Source organism: Yersinia sp. 2540 StPb PI (assembly GCF_052217165.1).
Lineage (GTDB): Bacteria > Pseudomonadota > Gammaproteobacteria > Enterobacterales > Enterobacteriaceae > Yersinia > Yersinia enterocolitica_E.
In genome coordinates this window covers 3,912,900-3,928,021 of sequence record NZ_JAZGQC010000001.1, presented here as the reverse complement: position 1 = coordinate 3,928,021, position 15,122 = coordinate 3,912,900, and the positions used below count along the sequence as shown (strand labels likewise).

Below are 15,122 nucleotides of genomic sequence, written 5' to 3'. Positions count from 1 at the left end.
AATCGCATGAACAGTAACTTCAGACGTCACTTAGTGGGTCTGTCGTTACTGGTTGGCGTAGCGGTCCCATGGGCCGCTACTGCCCAAGCGCCAATCAGTAATGTCGGCTCCGGCTCGGTAGAAGATCGGGTCACTCAACTTGAGCGTATTTCCAACGCTCACAGCCAACTATTAACTCAACTTCAGCAACAGCTATCCGATTCGCAACGCGATGTAGATAGTTTACGCGGTCAGATCCAAGAAAATCAGTACCAGCTCAATCAAATTGTTGAGCGGCAAAAACAGATCTACCAGCAGATGGAGAGTCTGAGCGGTGGTCAGGGGGCGCAGGGTTCAGCTTCTGCGGCTACTGGTGCTGCGACAGATAATTCTGCGGCTGGAAGTTCCGATACTGCTGCCGCAGGCGCAGCGGCTGCTACAGCGGCACCTGCAGCAAGTACTGGTGATGAAAACAGCGATTATAATGCAGCCGTTTCTTTGGCTCTTGAGAAAAAGCAATTTGATCAAGCGATCACTGCTTTCCAAGGTTTTGTGAAACAGTATCCAAAGTCGACTTACCAGCCTAATGCCAACTATTGGTTAGGGCAGTTGTATTACAACAAAGGTAAGAAAGACGACGCTGCATATTATTATGCTGTTGTAGTAAAAAATTATCCAAAGTCTCCAAAAAGTTCAGAAGCGATGTTTAAAGTTGGGGTGATCATGCAGGATAAAGGCCAAAGCGATAAAGCGAAGGCGGTTTATCAACAAGTGATCAAGCAATATCCTAATACTGATGCTGCTAAACAGGCACAGAAACGTTTATCTGCTCTTTAGCCATTTTCGAGTCCAGGAATTGGTCATATTGACTAATTTCTGGACTTTGGCGAGTGAAGAACAAGCAGTTAAACGCTTCAACAGAAATTTAAGTTGCACTGTGAAGAGAAATTAGTAATATATGCCGCCGTTGCCAAGACAACTTGTAAAACGTTAAAGCAGCAGGAAATTATAGTAAGCAGTACACATAATGGGTCGTTAGCTCAGTTGGTAGAGCAGTTGACTTTTAATCAATTGGTTAAAGGTTCGAGCCGAGCGAAGCGAGACAGCAGCGCGTAGCGTTGACCCGAAGGGCGAGTCCGCAGGACGAGTAATCCCGCACGACAGGCGCCGAATTGTCATCAGCAGCACACATAATGGGTCGTTAGCTCAGTTGGTAGAGCAGTTGACTTTTAATCAATTGGTCGCAGGTTCGAATCCCGCACGACCCACCATTATGCAGAGTTATCAGGGTATCAAATCGTAGGGATGAGAACCGTAAAGGTTCGAGCCGAGCGAAGCGAGACAGCAACGCGTAGCGTTGACCCGAAGGGCGAGTCCGCAGGACAAGTAATCCCGCACGACCCACCACTATGTTAAGCAGTACCGCATTACAGCGGGTCGTTAGCTCAGTTGGTAGAGCAGTTGACTTTTAATCAATTGGTCGCAGGTTCGAATCCCGCACGACCCACCATTCTCCCCGCACGCCGGTTTGAATGTACGAAGTTGAAATCAGTGCAAAGATTTTTCTTCCTGTTTTGTCTAAAAAGTACCCGAAGTGCGAGTAATCCCGCACGACAGGCACTGAATTGTCATTAGCAGCATACATAATGGGTCGTTAGCTCAGTTGGTAGAGCAGTTGACTTTTAATCAATTGGTCGCAGGTTCGAATCCCGCACGACCCACCATTATGTCAAGTAATCCCGCACGACAGGCACTGAATTGTCATTAGCAGCATACATAATGGGTCGTTAGCTCAGTTGGTAGAGCAGTTGACTTTTAATCAATTGGTCGCAGGTTCGAATCCCGCACGACCCACCATTATGTCAAGTAATCCCGCACAACCCACCATTATCTTCCAGTTGTCATCATCTCCTCCCGATTTATCTCCCTAGTGTTCTTATCGATTTCCTTTCCATCCTGAATATAACCCCTATAATCCTCTAATATCCTTTCGACGACTCACTTTCCCATCTCATTTTTAACTCCATTAAACATTTTCACCATTATCAGACAATTTTTGGCGACTTTTAGCTGGATGTTGGATATTTTGTTTAGGATAAAAAACAAATCAAGTGTTACTGGCAGCCAGCAACGTTTGCTGACTCTGGAATAACTGGCAACAGAGATGTGAGCGATGAGTGAAACTTTTGATGTGAATGCGGCTATTTATCCATTTCCTCCACGACCTGTCCTTTTGGATGAAGAGGAAAAAGCCTTTTACCGTGAGAAGATCAAAACACTGCTGAAGCAGCGCGATGCGGTGTTAGTCGCTCACTATTATACTGATCCCGAAATCCAAGCTTTAGCCGAAGAAACCGGCGGTTGCGTCGCCGATTCCCTTGAAATGGCACGATTTGGTAATAACCATCCGGCATCGACATTACTGGTCGCCGGCGTGCGTTTTATGGGAGAGACGGCCAAAATCTTGAACCCTGAGAAGCAAGTGTTGATGCCAACCCTGAATGCAGAGTGTTCGCTGGATTTAGGCTGCCCGGCGGATGAATTTGCCGCATTTTGTGATAGCCATCCAGACCGCACCGTGGTGGTGTATGCCAATACCTCTGCGGCGGTTAAAGCCCGAGCTGATTGGGTAGTGACCTCCAGTATTGCGGTTGAGCTTATTGAGCATCTCGATAGCCTGGGTGAGAAAATTATCTGGGCGCCGGATCGCCACTTGGGCAATTATGTGCAGAAGAAGAGTGGGGCCGATGTATTGTGCTGGCAGGGGGCCTGTATCGTCCATGACGAGTTTAAAACCCAGGCACTGGCTCGCATGAAAGTACTGCATCCTGATGCTGCGGTGTTAGTTCACCCGGAATCACCTCAGGCAGTGGTTGATATGGCTGATGCTGTCGGCTCGACTAGCCAACTGATTCAGGCTGCAAAAACGTTGCCACAGCAAAAACTTATTGTGGCGACTGACCGTGGCATTTTTTACAAAATGCAGCAGGCGTGCCCAGATAAAGAATTATTCGAAGCCCCGACGGCGGGTGAAGGTGCGACGTGCAGAACATGCGCTCACTGTCCGTGGATGGCAATGAATGGTCTCAGAGCGATTGCTGAGGGGCTGGAGCAGGGAGGTGTAATGCATGAGATACATGTCGATGAAGAATTGCGTCAGCAGGCGCTGATACCGCTGAATCGGATGTTGGATTTTGCCAACCAGTTGAAGTTACAGGTCAAAGGCAACGCCTGAGTCGTAAATGACACCAATTGACCTCAATACTTATTATTTCTCCCCAATAAAAGGATTGCCAGATGGATTTCCTCAGTACAAGCAATATATTGGTGCATATTCCGCTGGGTGCGGGGGGGTATGACCTTTCATGGATAGAGGCGATTGGTACCCTGTTTGGGTTACTCTGTATTTGGTTTGCCAGCAAAGAGAAGATAATTAACTATTTGTTTGGCCTGATTAACGTGACGTTATTTGCGGTAATCTTTTTCCAGATTCAGCTCTATGCCAGCCTGCTATTACAGTTGTTCTTCTTCGTCGCCAATATCTATGGCTGGTATGCCTGGAGTAAGCAAACGCCTGACAATCAAGCTGAATTAAAAATTCGCTGGTTATCATTGCCGAAAGCATTGATTTGGGGCGCAGTGTGCGTGGCTGGTATCGCTTTAATGACCTTGCATATTGATACTGTTTTTGCCGGGTTGACCCGTGCCGCAGTGGTGGTGATGCAGCGTTTGGGCGCTAATGTGCAAATGCCTGAACTGCAACCTGATGCATTCCCATTCTGGGATTCCACCATGATGGTGTTATCAATTGTGGCGATGATCTTGATGACACGCAAATATGTTGAGAACTGGCTGATTTGGGTGGTGATTGATGTCATCAGTGTAGCGATTTTCGCCTATCAGGGGGTTTATGCGATGGCTCTGGAATACGTGATACTGACACTGATTGCCCTGAATGGCTCTTGGTTGTGGATGAAGAGCGCGGCAAGAAATCATTCACGTCCGTTATCAACTCAGAGTCACTAGCGGCTAAGTCAGGCCACTGTTTTATCGGGCTTATCTCCGTTGAAACAGTGGCCTTTTGCCCTCAGTGAGGGTGGTAATGGTGCGCGTTGTTACTGGCGGTCTGATTGATACCACAATCGGGTGCGGCGCAATGCTGATATTCCATTTGAATGGTGGCATGCCCAATATTGTAGTGATGCAGTAAATGGTGCTGGATACGATGCAATAATTCATCGTTATCCCTCGGAGGGATCACTTGCACATGCAGTGTCATTAGCCGTTTTTCGCCAACTTGCCATAAGTGAACATGATGAACGTCCCTCACTTCATATATGCTGGCGCATAAATCTTTGCGCAATTTGGTGATATCAATCTCTTGCGGCGCGCCCTCTAACAGTTCGTGAAAACTCTCTTTCAGCAGCCGCCAGGCGCTGCGGAGCACCAACACTGAGACCAATACCGACAATATCGGATCAATAGGTGTCCAGCCGGTAGTCAGAATGACCACGGCAGCCACTATCGCCCCAACGGAACCTAATAGATCTCCCAGCACATGTAAGGCTGCGGCGCGCACATTGATATTCTTTTCTTCCTCGCCACGATGCAGTATCCAGAAGCAGAAAATATTTGCACATAATCCGGCGATGGCGATGAATAACATCGGCATCCCCATCACTTCATGGGGAGAAAAGAAACGCCGTACCGCTTCCCAGACTATCAATACCACAATCAACAATAATGCCGCCGCGTTGACGAGCGCTGCCAGTGTGGTCAGGCGCAAATAACCAAAGGTATGGCGAGAGTCAGGTTTTCGCTGAGAGAAATGAACTGCCATCAATGCGATAAATAATGCGGCTGAGTCTGTCAGCATATGTCCGGCATCCGCCAATAATGCCAGCGAACCCGATAGCCAGCCACCAATGGCTTCCACCACCATAAACAGAGTGGTAACCACAAAAGCTATCAGTAGGCGTTTACTGTTGCTGTCTTGGGGGAAAAATGAAGATACAGCCATAGTTATCCTTGGACCATAAGATGTGTGCACAGAACTGTCGATTTATGTTAGCTCTGACAGGGTTTGATTCAAACCTTTAATCAACTGTGCTAATAGATTCTGCAGTTTAGTATAGGCCGCAGGAGCGATTTTGCCTTGCTGACATTGGCTAATTAACTGCTGGCATAATGCGGCACCTGCGGCATTTTGCAATATCAGAAAACTGCCCTTAATGCGGTGTAATACCTGTGCACGGGCCGCTAGCGACTGTGGTACCAGTACAAGTTGTTGGCGGTCATGCACCATGGAATCAAGCAGCGTCACCACTAATTTGCGCACCATTTTTGGGTCCTGATTACCCAATCGTAATAGTATTTCCCGCAGGTTATCGTAAACCGGTTGCTCTGTGGCCATAACGGTTTGTATGCGTAATACCCGCTCAATATCACTGAGTGTCACCGGTTTGGTCAGCCAATGGTCGATAACGATATTCCCAGGCCGGATACGGGTAAATTCTTGTACATCGGCTGAGCAAAGGATGATTTTTACCGCTTTAGACTGAGATGGGCGCTCTTGTCGGCGAATGATTCGCGCCAGGGTAAAACCATCCAGAGTAGGCATATTGTAATCGACAAACAGCACATCGAACGGTTGCTGAAAATGAGCGTGTAATAGCTGGCGGGCATTATCAAACAGCTCGGATTCAATACCAAAATGCCTGAGCTGTTGTTGCATCAACAGGAGGTTACTCGGGTGGTCATCAACCATCGCGACACGAAGAGGATACAGGCATAACGTGTCCGTAATTTCTGTCGCGGGCCTCAGGATTGACGGCGATACCGTCTCCATGGCAAGCAATAATTTGATGGTGACCACGGTGCCTTTATTCAGCTCTGAGGCCAGGCTGATAGTGCCATTCATTCGGTCAATAAGCTCTTTGCAGATCGATAAACCCAAACCACTGCCTGGGATCATCAGATTGTTGCTGGTCTCAACCCGATAAAAGGGCTGGAACAGGTGGGGTATTTCCGCAGCGGCTATTCCGCAACCACTGTCCTCCACCTGCAATATCAACTCTCCTTGCCCTTCGTGCTGCGGTTGCCACGCCATCCGAACATTAATTTCGCCTTGGCAGGTAAACTTAATGGCATTGTTAATTAGATTGTTCATGACCTGAAGTAAGCGACCGCCATCAAGCAGAACTGTTTCAGGTAAGTTATCACTGTAACTGACATTTAAGGTTATCGGCCGCATACCCAACAGCGGTTGATAAACCGCGCGAATATGATTAATCCAAGGAATCAATGCAGTAGGTTGTGGTAAAAGCTGTAATGAGCCAATTTCTAACTTGGCATAATCTTGTAGGTCATTGAGTAGGCTTAATAACGATGATGCTGAGCTGTAAATAACGGGCAAATTGCCCTGCGCGGTAGTGTTTTTTTTAAGCTCCAGTTCCAACAAACCAAGGATGGCATTCATTGGTGTTCGTAGCTCATGGCTGATAGTTGCCAGAAATTTACTTTTCATCTGATTAGCGGTTTCGGCTTGCAGGCGCGCCTGTTCCAAGACTTCTCGCTCACGTCGCTCTTTGCGCCGCTGAATAAAACGGCGGACCATCACCACCAAGAGCAGTATCAACAGCCCGCCAAGGGCGCTAAACAACCAGGTGGCAGGGGGCATCATGCGATTTTCATTTACCGCATCAATAATATTGCGAGGATCGGATACCCATTCATCACGCAGTGATTGCAGGGTGGCGGGGGGGATTTGTAGCAAGTTTTTATTGAGAATCGACAGCAGTAACGGCGAGTGTTGCGCGACGCCAAAGGCCAGTGGATAAGCAATGTTATCTGCCGCAAATGCCAGTTTGATGACCCCGGAATAGCGGGAAAGAACCATAAAATTGGCGGAGATGACATTATCTATCAGCCCGTCCAACTGCCCATTAGCCAGTGCATCATACATTGCCTTACGGTTAGCAAAGACAGTGGCCAAGGTCTGGGGGGGGATCAGTTGCTGACCTAAATCCCCTTCCACCACACCGAGACGCTTGCCAGATAGATCTCCCCACGTTGAGACATTATGGGTGAACGCGTTGGTATACACCCCCCACAAGGCACGGTGAATTGGCATCGAGCTGTCATATTGCGCTTTGAAACCACCGGCTAGCGGCAGTAAAGCCCGCATCATGGCCTTATTTTGTTGCACCAGTTGATCGGCCAACCGTGGGTTACTGCTCCAGACCGGCGAAAATTGCAGGCCAGTATTTTGTGCAATGGTATTGAGAATATCGACAATATAGCCGCGTGGTTGTTTATCGCGGCCACGATAAGTAAAGGGATAGTCATCATCGATGGCGGCGTAATACACCACGGGATGGGCCTTAACCCATTCTTGCTCCATGCGGGTAAGATCAGCATTACCGGTATCGAGATAGCTGGGGATTTTTTTACTCCAGCGGCCCTGAATGGTATTAAGAACGTCCATAGGGACGTTGCTGATAACGTGATCAAGCGTCTCTATCAATGCCGGATTGGTTGCCGCAAACACCAAAGAGAGACTGCCGGGCTTTATATCATTCTCAACCTGATAAATTTGCCCCAGTTGCAGTTGATCAATAATAAAGCTGGCACTGGTTTCATCAGCAATAAAGTAGTCATTAAGGCCGTTTAATAAGGAGTAAATGGCTTGCAGATTATTATCAAACAGCTGGTTATGCGGGGTTTTATTCTGAATTTCATCGACCAACTGCATACCGGCCATTTTACTAATAGCAATGCGCGCATCAGCCGAGTTTAACATTACCTGACGGCTATTTTGGCGGCTACGTAACACCAGTAACTTACTGATATAATAAGGTTTTGATATATATAAGTTGGGATTTAATGCGCTGCGAGGTAAACCAAACAGTAGGTCGATATCACCTTGTTTTAATGCCTGATTCAGGGTTGTGGCGTCGGAGAAGCCTATCACCTCCACATTGGCCCCGGTTGCTTGCTTAATATAGTTAAGGTAATCGGCATTCAGACCGTACAGGTCACCATCGACAATAATATTATACGGGCTCACATTGTCGTTGAGGATGCCAACCCGCAAAGTGGCATTACGCCATGGATTATTAGGTGTGATAAACGGTGTGCTGGCCGGTATGTTCAAGCTGCTAACTAAATTGTAGTGCAAAGTAGAGGTCGCTTGTGCGGGTAGCAGCAGGCAGAATTGGACAATGAATAGCAATACTAACCCGCATTTTCTCATGGTTGTAGCTCGTTAAATACGGCAATTAATGCCAGTAAATTTGCTGCACCGGTTTTATTGAGAATATTTTTCTTATGTGTGCTGACAGTTTTATTGCTGATATTCAGTAACTCAGCAATATGTAAATTAGAATGGCCTTTACTGAGTAATCCCAATATTTGCAGCTCTTTCTGGGTTAAATGGTATTTTTCATCGTTAGGTGTGCCGCTATCCAGCGTACTGGCGGGGAATACTCGTTGGCCGGCAATAACGGCATCAATGGCTTGCAATAGGTTATCCATCGGCTGCCCTTTATGCATAAATCCCTGTGCCCCAGCGGAATAAGCCATTTTGGCATAAACTTCCTCTTCCTGGGCGGTGTAAATCATGATGGACTGCTGTGGATAGTGGCGGCGGATTTTGCGTAAAAACTGCAAACCGTCAAGCTGTGGCAAACTGATATCCAAAATTAATAGATCAAAGTGATATTCCGCCAATAAGGCCAAAGCCTGCTGGTCATCAGCAGCGCAATGCAGATGATAACGTGGTGTCGCGCGCATCAGTGCGGCTTCAAGGGCAACATGCACCACAGGGTGATCATCAACTAACAGTAACCTAGGCATAAACCGTATTAACCTTTAGGGATAAGAGGGGGGTGATAACCGAGTATGACTCTTATTAATGATTTTATAACAAATAACAATCCAGATAAAAATTGATGGCTTCATTCAATAAGTTGATACCTAATCGAGTAAACCGCATTATTGCTGTTTATCTGCACAGAACACCAAATGTAATAAAGTAGATTTACAGCGTTCAATTCACCAGCTAGATTGGTTCAACTAGATTGGTACCGATAGACGTTGTGCGATGACCGTCACAAGACTTAATGGAAGAACTATGAATTACCTGAATGATGACCTACGGATTAATGAAATTAAGGAACTCCTGCCCCCTGTTGCTTTGTTAGAGAAGTTTCCAGCCAGTGAGAACGCAGCAGAAACGGTATCCAAGACCCGCACAGCTATTCATAACATCCTGCGAGCCCAAGACGACCGTTTGTTGGTTGTCATCGGTCCATGCTCTATTCATGATACCCAAGCGGCCAAAGAGTATGCGGCCCGTTTGCTAACCCTGCGTGAAGAACTGCAAGGCGAGCTTGAAGTGGTGATGCGGGTTTATTTTGAAAAACCGCGTACCACGGTGGGTTGGAAAGGTCTGATTAACGATCCGCATATGGACGCTAGCTACGACATCAATGACGGTCTGCGTATCGCGCGTAAGTTATTGTTAGATATCAACGAGAGCGGGCTGCCAGCCGCGGGTGAGTTTTTGGATATGATAACCCCGCAGTATTTGGCTGACCTGATGAGCTGGGGTGCCATCGGCGCCCGTACCACTGAATCTCAGGTTCACCGTGAGCTGGCTTCAGGTCTGTCTTGCCCGGTTGGATTTAAAAATGGCACAGATGGCACTATCAAGGTCGCTATCGATGCCATTAATGCGGCCAGTGCGCCGCACTGCTTCCTGTCAGTGACCAAATGGGGTCATTCAGCGATTGTAAATACCGCCGGTAACGACGATTGTCATATTATTCTGCGTGGTGGCAAAGAGCCAAACTACAGCAGTGCTCATGTTGCTGCGGTTAAAGAAGGGCTGAGTAAAGCGGGCCTGGAACCACAGATCATGATTGATTTCAGCCATGCTAATAGTAGCAAGCAATTTAAAAAGCAGATGGATGTCAGTAAAGATGTCTGCAACCAGATTGCTCATGGTGAAAAATCGATTATGGGCGTGATGATTGAAAGCCATTTGGTGGAAGGCAATCAGAATCTGGAAAGTGGCGAACCACTGACTTACGGCAAAAGTGTCACCGATGCGTGTATCGGCTGGGAAGACACCGAAACGGTATTACGTGAGTTAGCAGATGCCGTGAAAGCGCGCCGCCAATAATAGCGAGCAGGCAAATAAAAACCCCCGGCATTGATCATGTTCGGGGGTTTTTTAATGGTGCTAATCAGGGATGATTACTTCGCTTTGCCTTGGTTGGCAACAGCGGCGGCTTTAGCAGCGATTTCATCAGCGTTACCCAGATAGTAACGTTTGATTGGTTTGAAGTTTTCATCAAACTCATACACCAAAGGTACGGCAGTTGGGATGTTCAGCTCAAGAATTTCATCTTCGCTCAAGTCATCCAGATATTTTACCAATGCTCGCAGAGAGTTACCGTGGGCGGCGATAATGACACGCTCACCACTGACAATGCGGGGTTTGATCACTTCATTCCAGTAAGGAATAACACGTTCGATGGTCAGCGCCAGACTTTCTGTGGTTGGCAATTCTGCATCGGTAAGCTTTGCGTAACGTGGGTCATTGCCAGGGAAGCGCTCATCGCTTTTTTCCAGCGCAGGTGGGGTGATAGCAAAACCACGACGCCACAATTTAACTTGCTCGTCGCCATATTTGGCCGCAGTTTCTGATTTATCCAGACCTTGCAGTGCGCCGTAATGACGCTCATTCAGTTTCCAGGTTTTTTCTGTTGGCAGCCAGGCCTGATCCAGTTCATCCAGTACACTCCACAAGGTGTGGATAGCACGTTTCAGTACTGAGGTATAAGCAAAATCAAACGCGAAACCTTCGTCTTTTAACAGCTTGCCGGCCGCTTGTGCTTCTCCACGGCCTTTCTCAGATAAATCAACATCATACCAACCGGTGAAGCGGTTTTCATTGTTCCACTGACTTTCGCCGTGTCGTACCAGAACCAGCTTAGTTACTGCCATAGCGTTAACTCCTTTAATGTGAAACTCAATCTCTATACCCGTCGGACTTGAAGACGCTGTCTAACCACGCTATTACCGGAGGGTATAGATTAATATTCAATGATAACTATTATCATTATATTGCGGGATTGCCGCCAACAGCAATGGTTTGTGTTTAACCATAGCCAATTTTTTAGCGGAAGTTAAGCTCATTGGGGTTCCCTCGCTTACCGCCTTCCTGGATCTTGATATTTATTAGGTATCGGTTTATATCCAATTAAAAAAGGGGTACTAAATACCCCTCCGGCTGCGGGGATTAGGCGGCTTTCTTCAGGCAGGTACTCATAAAGGTTTTACGCTCATCACCTTTTAATGCTTTGGCCGCTGCGTCGGCATTGCAGCTTTTCATTTTCTGCTGTTGTGGCGTCAGGGCTTTTTCATCGGGATGAATCTGCGCTTTCAGGCATTGGCTCATAAACTTCTTCCGATCATCGCCTTTCAGTGATTGGGTCGTTGCCTGCTGATTACAGTCAGTCATCTTCTTCTGTTGTGCGGCCTGAGCGGGTGACGGTGTTTTCGCCGTATCTGCTGCCATCACATTGACACTAAGCAGTAATCCCGCACAGAGTAACCATAGGGTAGTTAGGCGCATAAACATTCCTTAAATAATGTAGAGGGTCGGAAAGGGCGGGAAACAGGTCAGTATCACCGCAGATAGATGCTGTTAAGCGTAGTCGGCAGTGCTCAATATGGGTAGTTATCCCCGTCATCTTTCAAACAGCGTTCAAATCGGTTCCCGACCGATTTGTCACCCGAATCACTGACTTATGTCAGCTCATCGGGATCTCGTCTTCCTGCATCTTGAAATCTGTTGGGTATATAGCGTTATAGCGCGATAAAGTGATAAACCGTGGTGGCGCGGTAGGTTTTCCCCGGTTTTAGCCAGCAATCAGGTTGTGGCCATTCGGGGTGGTTAGGGCTATCAGGTAGGAATTCACTTTCCAGCGCTACGCCGGTGTAGCTGGCGTAAGTGCCCCCTTTGCGGGCCGGTGTTCCGCCAAGGAAGTTACCACTATACAACTGCAACGCAGGTGCGGTGGTATAAACACTCATTTGGACCCGGTTATCAGATGACCACAGATGAGCCGCCGGGCTTTCCGTTGCACCGCAAGTACGATGGAGCAGGTAAGCATGATCATAGCCTTTAACCCGCTGCTGACAACGGTCTTGCAGGAAGTCGCGTGCCAGCGTTTTTGGTTGTCGGAAATCCATACCGGTTTTCTCAACATTGGCCAATCCGCCGCTTGGGATCCCCTCACTATCAACCGGTAAGTAACGATCCGCAAATAACTGCAACCGATGCGCCCGCACGTCCAGCCCTTCACCATCAAGATTAAAGTAAGCATGATTGGTCAGATTCACCGGACAGGTTTTATCGACCTGAGCCTGATAGTGGATCTCCAATCGGTTATCTTCCGTCAACAGATATTGCACTTCGGCGGTCAGATTACCGGGGAAACCCTGATCACCATCAGGTGAGTGCAGTTGATAAGTCACCTGCCTCTCATCCTGCTTAACCTTTTGCCAGCGGCGAGCATGGAAACCTTCTGGACCACCATGCAGTTGGTTAGGTCCCTGATTAGGTAACAAATTGAGGGTTTGACCCTCCACCGTGATTTGGCTGTTAGCAATGCGGTTGGCATAGCGGCCAACGGTGGCACCAAGATAAGCGGCTTGACGTAGGTAGTCTGCGGGGGTCTGGCAGCCCAGCAATAGCTCGCGCTTTTCGCCATCGGTCAGCGGCAGGACCGCTGACAGCCAGGTTGCGCCCCAGTCCATCAGCGTTACACTCATACCGGCTTTATTATGCAATTCGGTCAATTCAAAGGGGTGACCATCTGGTGCTAACTGGTCAACACTGCTTGATGATGCAGCGTCGTTTTTCAGCATAAACCCGCTCCTTGTGAAGCCTGACATACGTAGAAGGTCTCTTTCCTACCGCCGCTATGAGCCGGATACTCCTGGGCTACGGCCGCACGAACCTGCTCAACCAGCGATGTTGGCATCAGTGCGACAATGCAGCCACCGAACCCCCCGCCAGTCATACGAACACCACCTTGCTCCCCAATAACGGATTTCACAATATCCACCAAGCTATCGATCGGCGGAACTGTGATCTCGAAGTCATCACGCATCGAAATATGAGACTCCTGCATCAATTGCCCCATCAATTTCAAATCACCGGAGGCCAGGGCATCTGCTGCCGCTAGCGTGCGTTCGTTTTCGGTAATTACATGGCGTGCACGCTTAGCGACGACGGGATCCAGCTCATCCTGAATAGAGAAGAACAGGGTTGGATCCACATCACGCAAGGCTTTAACACCAAAGAAACGGGCGGCAGTTTCACATTGCTGGCGGCGGGTGTTGTATTCGCTATCAACCAGACCCCGTTTCACATTGGAGTTAATGATAACGACCGCAACGTTTTCCGGCATGGCCACGGCACGGGTTTCAAGGGTACGGCAATCGATCAGTAGTGCATGATCTTGTTTACCCAGCGCTGAAATGAGCTGATCCATAATGCCGCAGTTACAGCCAACAAACTGGTTCTCTGCCTCTTGCCCATTCAGCGCCAGATCGACACCGCTAAGGGGTAATTGATAAAGAGACTGCAACGCTTGCCCGACCGCGACCTCAAGTGATGCTGAAGAGCTGAGACCGGCACCTTGTGGCACATTGCCACTGATCACCAGATCTGCACCACCAAAATCGGCATGGCGCAGTTGCAAGTGTTTCACCACGCCGCGCACGTAATCCGCCCAGCGGTATTCGGCATGTGGGACGATTGGCGCATCCAGTGAGAATATATCCTGCTGATTTTCATAATCAGCAGCAATAACACGAATCTGGCGGTCATCACGTTTGCCACAACTGATGACGGTTTCATAATCAATGGCACAGGGCAGCACGAAACCGTCGTTATAATCGGTGTGTTCGCCAATAAGATTGACGCGACCCGGCGCTTTGATAGTGATGTCAGGTTCTTGATTAAACTGTTGGCGGAAAATAGCCTGGGTATGCTGTTTTAAACTCATTATTTGACTCCGGCTTCTCGATAATGAACATCACTTACTGCCCGCAGGTGTTCAGCCGCCTGTTCTGCTGTAAGGTCGCGCTGGGTTTCAGCCAACATCTCATAACCCACCATAAATTTACGTACCGACGCCGAACGCAGCAACGGCGGATAAAAATGAGCATGCAATTGCCAGTGTGTGTTGTCGTCTGCGTTATACGGTGCGCCATGCCACCCCATCGAATAGGGAAAAGAGCACGAGAACAAGTTGTCGTAGCGGCTGGTCAGCTTCTTCAGGGCAATGGCGAGACAACTGCGTTGTTCCATAGAGAGGTCTTCTAACCGCAGCACATGGGCTTTGGGCAGTAATAATATTTCAAATGGCCATGCTGCCCAATAGGGCACTACCGCCAGCCAGTGCTCGGTTTCAACTACCGTCCTGCTGCCGTCACGACGCTCACGTTCAGCATAATCGACCAGCATGGGGGACTGATTTTGCTGAAAATAGTGCTGTTGCAGGCTATCTTCCCGTGCCGCTTCATTTGGCAAAAAACTATTGGCCCAAATTTGGCCATGGGGATGCGGATTTGAACATCCCATCGCCGCGCCTTTATTTTCAAATACCTGCACCCATGGGTAGGTTTGGCCTAATTCGGCACTCTGTTGCTGCCAGGTCTGAATAACATCTTCCAACGCAGGCAAAGAGAGTTGCGGCAGTGTCTTACTGTGGTCAGGTGAGAAGCAAATAACCCTGCTGGTGCCGCGCGCACTTTGGCTCCGCATCAAGGGATCATCACTTTGCGGCGCATCAGGTGTATCTGGCATCAGCGCGGCAAAGTCATTGGTAAATACATAGGTTGATGGATAGTCAGGATTGACATCGCCGGTCACCCGAGTATTACCAGGGCACAAGAAGCAATCAGGGTCGTGCGCCGGTAAATTCTCCGTCGCCGGGGCTTCTTGCTGGCCTTGCCATGGGCGCTTGGCCCGATGAGGTGAAACCAGCACCCACTGATCACTTAATGGATTGTATCTACGATGTGGATGATCCACAGGGTTAAAATCAGTCATAACAACA

General features: G+C 48.4%; 12 protein-coding genes, 4 tRNA genes and 2 other RNA genes. 10 read left to right on the top strand and 8 right to left on the bottom strand.

Features of this window, described 5'->3' with window-relative positions; genetic code table 11:
• Window positions 1-6: 6 nt before the first annotated feature.
• The 9 genes from cpoB to pnuC all read left to right on the top strand — a co-directional run bounded on the left by cpoB (window position 7) and on the right by pnuC (window position 4,005).
• Window positions 7-816: a cell division protein CpoB gene (cpoB, locus tag V1956_RS18285; RefSeq protein WP_032907063.1), complete on the top strand. Its 810-nt coding sequence runs from the start codon at window positions 7-9 to the stop codon at window positions 814-816.
• Between the two features lie 199 nt (window positions 817-1,015).
• Window positions 1,016-1,147: non-coding RNA, RtT sRNA (locus V1956_RS18280), on the top strand.
• Window positions 1,148-1,174: 27 nt separating this feature from the next.
• A tRNA-Lys gene (locus tag V1956_RS18275) sits at window positions 1,175-1,250 on the top strand.
• A gap of 14 nt (window positions 1,251-1,264) precedes the next feature.
• Window positions 1,265-1,386: non-coding RNA, RtT sRNA (locus V1956_RS18270), on the top strand.
• A gap of 27 nt (window positions 1,387-1,413) precedes the next feature.
• Window positions 1,414-1,489, top strand: a tRNA-Lys gene (locus tag V1956_RS18265).
• A 138-nt stretch (window positions 1,490-1,627) separates the two neighbouring features.
• Window positions 1,628-1,703, top strand: a tRNA-Lys gene (locus tag V1956_RS18260).
• Window positions 1,704-1,760: 57 nt separating this feature from the next.
• Window positions 1,761-1,836, top strand: a tRNA-Lys gene (locus tag V1956_RS18255).
• A 316-nt stretch (window positions 1,837-2,152) separates the two neighbouring features.
• Complete coding sequence (gene nadA, locus V1956_RS18250) at window positions 2,153-3,214, top strand: quinolinate synthase NadA (RefSeq protein WP_083159576.1); 1,062 nt, start codon at window positions 2,153-2,155, stop codon at window positions 3,212-3,214.
• Between the two features lie 62 nt (window positions 3,215-3,276).
• Window positions 3,277-4,005: a nicotinamide riboside transporter PnuC gene (gene pnuC, locus V1956_RS18245; RefSeq protein WP_420071356.1), complete on the top strand. Its 729-nt coding sequence runs from the start codon at window positions 3,277-3,279 to the stop codon at window positions 4,003-4,005.
• Between the two features lie 61 nt (window positions 4,006-4,066).
• On the opposite strand, the gene zitB is transcribed toward pnuC, so the two are convergent.
• The 3 genes from zitB to V1956_RS18230 are packed head-to-tail and all read right to left on the bottom strand — an operon-like array spanning window position 4,067 to window position 8,835.
• Window positions 4,067-4,999 carry a CDF family zinc transporter ZitB gene (zitB, locus tag V1956_RS18240; protein ID WP_442825450.1) on the bottom strand — a complete coding sequence of 311 codons (933 nt, stop codon included), beginning with the start codon at window positions 4,997-4,999 and terminating at the stop codon, window positions 4,067-4,069.
• Between the two features lie 42 nt (window positions 5,000-5,041).
• Window positions 5,042-8,233, bottom strand: a complete 3,192-nt coding sequence (locus tag V1956_RS18235; protein ID WP_442825449.1) for an ATP-binding protein — start codon at window positions 8,231-8,233, stop codon at window positions 5,042-5,044.
• Entirely contained in the window at window positions 8,230-8,835 is a 606-nt protein-coding gene (locus V1956_RS18230; RefSeq protein WP_420074435.1) for a response regulator, read from the bottom strand. The genes V1956_RS18235 and V1956_RS18230 overlap by 4 nt, the downstream gene beginning before the upstream one ends.
• Before the next feature lie 277 nt (window positions 8,836-9,112).
• On the opposite strand from V1956_RS18230, the gene aroG reads away from it, so the two are divergent.
• The gene (aroG, locus tag V1956_RS18225) at window positions 9,113-10,165 is read left to right on the top strand and encodes a 3-deoxy-7-phosphoheptulonate synthase AroG (RefSeq protein ID WP_083159568.1); all 1,053 of its coding nucleotides are present in this window, start codon (window positions 9,113-9,115) and stop codon (window positions 10,163-10,165) included.
• Between the two features lie 74 nt (window positions 10,166-10,239).
• Here the strand turns inward: aroG and gpmA are convergent, their stop codons facing one another.
• The 5 genes from gpmA to galT form a co-directional block, all read right to left on the bottom strand.
• Window positions 10,240-10,992 carry a 2,3-diphosphoglycerate-dependent phosphoglycerate mutase gene (gene gpmA / locus V1956_RS18220; RefSeq protein WP_083159566.1) on the bottom strand — a complete coding sequence of 251 codons (753 nt, stop codon included), beginning with the start codon at window positions 10,990-10,992 and terminating at the stop codon, window positions 10,240-10,242.
• A 295-nt stretch (window positions 10,993-11,287) separates the two neighbouring features.
• Complete coding sequence (locus V1956_RS18215) at window positions 11,288-11,623, bottom strand: PsiF family protein (RefSeq protein ID WP_420071360.1); 336 nt, start codon at window positions 11,621-11,623, stop codon at window positions 11,288-11,290.
• Window positions 11,624-11,856: 233 nt separating this feature from the next.
• Window positions 11,857-12,921: a galactose-1-epimerase gene (gene galM, locus V1956_RS18210; RefSeq protein ID WP_083159562.1), complete on the bottom strand. Its 1,065-nt coding sequence runs from the start codon at window positions 12,919-12,921 to the stop codon at window positions 11,857-11,859.
• The gene (gene galK / locus V1956_RS18205) at window positions 12,915-14,066 is read right to left on the bottom strand and encodes a galactokinase (RefSeq protein ID WP_083159560.1); all 1,152 of its coding nucleotides are present in this window, start codon (window positions 14,064-14,066) and stop codon (window positions 12,915-12,917) included. Before galK ends, galM begins: the two co-directional genes overlap by 7 nt.
• Complete coding sequence (gene galT, locus V1956_RS18200; protein ID WP_420074433.1) at window positions 14,066-15,115, bottom strand: galactose-1-phosphate uridylyltransferase; 1,050 nt, start codon at window positions 15,113-15,115, stop codon at window positions 14,066-14,068. Before galT ends, galK begins: the two co-directional genes overlap by 1 nt.
• Window positions 15,116-15,122 lie beyond the last annotated feature (7 nt).

Bases quoted from the DNA above. Each gene is read 5' to 3' on its own strand.
- cpoB (WP_032907063.1), top strand. From the start codon at position 7: ATGAACAGTAACTTCAGACGTCACTTAGTGGGTCTGTCGTTACTGGTT.
- nadA (WP_083159576.1), top strand. From the start codon at position 2,153: ATGAGTGAAACTTTTGATGTGAATGCGGCTATTTATCCATTTCCTCCA.
- pnuC (WP_420071356.1), top strand. From the start codon at position 3,277: ATGGATTTCCTCAGTACAAGCAATATATTGGTGCATATTCCGCTGGGT.
- zitB (WP_442825450.1), bottom strand. From the start codon at position 4,999: ATGGCTGTATCTTCATTTTTCCCCCAAGACAGCAACAGTAAACGCCTA.
- V1956_RS18235 (WP_442825449.1), bottom strand. From the start codon at position 8,233: ATGAGAAAATGCGGGTTAGTATTGCTATTCATTGTCCAATTCTGCCTG.
- V1956_RS18230 (WP_420074435.1), bottom strand. From the start codon at position 8,835: ATGCCTAGGTTACTGTTAGTTGATGATCACCCTGTGGTGCATGTTGCC.
- aroG (WP_083159568.1), top strand. From the start codon at position 9,113: ATGAATTACCTGAATGATGACCTACGGATTAATGAAATTAAGGAACTC.
- gpmA (WP_083159566.1), bottom strand. From the start codon at position 10,992: ATGGCAGTAACTAAGCTGGTTCTGGTACGACACGGCGAAAGTCAGTGG.
- V1956_RS18215 (WP_420071360.1), bottom strand. From the start codon at position 11,623: ATGCGCCTAACTACCCTATGGTTACTCTGTGCGGGATTACTGCTTAGT.
- galM (WP_083159562.1), bottom strand. From the start codon at position 12,921: ATGCTGAAAAACGACGCTGCATCATCAAGCAGTGTTGACCAGTTAGCA.
- galK (WP_083159560.1), bottom strand. From the start codon at position 14,066: ATGAGTTTAAAACAGCATACCCAGGCTATTTTCCGCCAACAGTTTAAT.
- galT (WP_420074433.1), bottom strand. From the start codon at position 15,115: ATGACTGATTTTAACCCTGTGGATCATCCACATCGTAGATACAATCCA.